A 1,935-nucleotide genomic window follows, 5' to 3' on the forward strand; every position below is an offset into this window, starting at 1 on the left:
GTCGAGTAGGGGTCGACACCCTCCAGAGTGCTAAATGATCCCTGGATCAGGTGGTGTCTGCACCCCGTTCCAGAGGTTGAGACAATCATCCAAAAAGTCATCAGACACGGTTACTCCGCATCCGTAGCAATGGACAGAATACCGACCTACGCCTAGCTTCTCTCCATCCGCCGTGTCAATGTGTTCTTCCGAAGCGAGGACCAGGCCATCCTCGGCGGCGGTCGCCCCGCAGAAGGGGCAATCTCGAAGGTGATGCTTCATGGCTTTTCTCCGGTCGGGGCTAGCTGGACATCCATGCGTTCAGCACTTCGGTGACTTCTCTGCGCCGATCCTCGTCCCATCTGTTCCCTGGAACAACACCGCCTGAGGGGTGCATTTTCGGGTCTGGTATGCGGATCAAGTCGGCCTCTACTAAATCCAGTACGGGGCCGGCGTCATCTGGCGTGTCGAGGACTTCCCGCGAGCGGAATGCATTCATGTAGCGCAGAGCGCGCGACCTCTCACATGTAGCGAAATTGACAATCATATGTGCGCCCTCCGGGGGTCAGTCAGACTGTTGTTGATCGTGCCCGCCGTAGCGGACGGTGAGAGTTTGATCGGCCCACGTCTCGTGCCCGGTCGCATCGTGGTGTCGAGCGGCGAGCGCCATCGCGTTCTTGCTGGTCCACATTGCATCTGAACCGTTGCAGACGAAGCAACCGGCTATGCAGTTGGTGGCTGTCCTGGTCTCGCGCATGGTGCCCTCCGGGGTTAGGTGGACGCGGCTTCTGCCGCCTTCCGCGCGTTGTTCTTGATGATGTCGCCGAGGTGGTCGGCTTGATCTGCGCCGAGCTTCCACCACCGGAAGGTCTCGCCGTTCGCCGCGAACCATGAAATGAGGACCATGCCATCCTCTGTGGCTTCAACTTCGAAGCGCCCGCCGCCCTCTGCCGTATCCTCGTTGATCTTCATCGGTGCCTCCGGGGTCAGTTGGGCGGTTGGTCGCTCTCTATGATCTTGGCCACCTTCTGTTGGGCCAAATCAAAGGCGGCGTGGAACCAACTCTCCCAGCTTTCGCCTTCTTCCGGCTGTCTCGACGCGTAGTCTTCCATCGCTCCTAAAATGCGCTGTTTAAGATCATCGTTCATGGGTGCCTCCGGGCGTTATCTGGACAGTTGCTTGCGAATCTCATCCGAGAGCGGTTTTGTCCGCTTTTCAAACGATCCGTTGTTCTTGCACCATGCCGTCCAGCACTCCGGGCAATACTCGGCAGTGCGCAAGGATGAAGCGGCATGAAACACTCGGCGGCAGTTCGGGCAGGTGCGTTCATTCGGCATTGTGGTCTCCGGGGTGATTGGATTACACGCACTATGTCACAACATGTATTGATATATTGACAAACTTATATAACAATGTCAAGTTGACTGCAATACACGGATCGCCATAAATGCGAGAATGAAGGAAGGTCGGGTGTCAGAGTTCTTTTTCAGGCTAGGAATGACGGAGGAGATGCGTCGGGCCATAGAGGATTGGCGTGTGGAAAACCGCGATCCTGACACCGGAAAAATCCCTTCTTTCTCCGAGGCATGTCGCCAGTTGATCCAGAAGGGATTGATCGATGGCTGAGGCAGCTTCTGACTTCTACGTCTACGTTCACCGACGCCGCGACAACGGACAGCTGTTCTATGTGGGGAAGGGGCGGGGCAGGCGAAAAAGCCAAGCCTTCGGGAGAACTAAAGAATGGTGCGCAGTGGTTGACGCCGCGCACGGGTTCACTGCTGAAATCCTCAAAGACGGGCTTACTGACGAGGAAGCGCGCCAACTCGAAGCCGAAACAATCGCTGCCCACGAAGGGGTCGTAAACGTTCGGGCGCACGATACCCGACCGCTCACGCTCTCCAAGATGCGACAACCTTATACGCTCACCCTGGAGCCGGAACTGGTGGAAAGGTTGAA

At 57.0% G+C, this 1,935-nt stretch carries 4 protein-coding genes; 1 reads left to right on the plus strand and 3 read right to left on the minus strand.

The features are described 5' to 3' along the window. Nucleotides 1-544 precede the first annotated feature (544 nt). The 3 genes from KY465_RS18520 to KY465_RS18530 are packed head-to-tail and all read right to left on the minus strand — an operon-like array spanning nucleotide 545 to nucleotide 1,127. On the minus strand, nucleotides 545-736 hold the full coding sequence (locus KY465_RS18520) for a hypothetical protein (protein WP_219203609.1): 192 nt from the start codon (nucleotides 734-736) through the stop codon (nucleotides 545-547). Nucleotides 737-750: 14 nt separating this feature from the next. Next, nucleotides 751-951, minus strand: coding sequence for a hypothetical protein (locus KY465_RS18525; RefSeq protein WP_219203610.1), 201 nt, complete (start codon nucleotides 949-951; stop codon nucleotides 751-753). 14 nt (nucleotides 952-965) lie between these two features. Continuing rightward, nucleotides 966-1,127, minus strand: a complete 162-nt coding sequence (locus tag KY465_RS18530; protein WP_219203611.1) for a hypothetical protein — start codon at nucleotides 1,125-1,127, stop codon at nucleotides 966-968. A gap of 470 nt (nucleotides 1,128-1,597) precedes the next feature. On the opposite strand from KY465_RS18530, the gene KY465_RS18535 reads away from it, so the two are divergent. Next, nucleotides 1,598-1,935, plus strand: a 338-nt coding sequence (locus KY465_RS18535) for a GIY-YIG nuclease family protein (RefSeq protein ID WP_219203612.1), incomplete at its 3' end; no start/stop codon positions are given.

Source organism: Neohoeflea coraliihabitans (assembly GCF_019334345.1).
Taxonomy (GTDB): Bacteria; Pseudomonadota; Alphaproteobacteria; order Rhizobiales; family Rhizobiaceae; genus Pseudohoeflea; species Pseudohoeflea coraliihabitans.

What these genes read in the sequence shown, in the direction of transcription:
- KY465_RS18520 (WP_219203609.1), bottom strand. Translation starts at nt 736, where the DNA reads ATGCGCGAGACCAGGACAGCCACCAACTGCATAGCCGGTTGCTTCGTC.
- KY465_RS18525 (WP_219203610.1), bottom strand. Translation starts at nt 951, where the DNA reads ATGAAGATCAACGAGGATACGGCAGAGGGCGGCGGGCGCTTCGAAGTT.
- KY465_RS18530 (WP_219203611.1), bottom strand. Translation starts at nt 1,127, where the DNA reads ATGAACGATGATCTTAAACAGCGCATTTTAGGAGCGATGGAAGACTAC.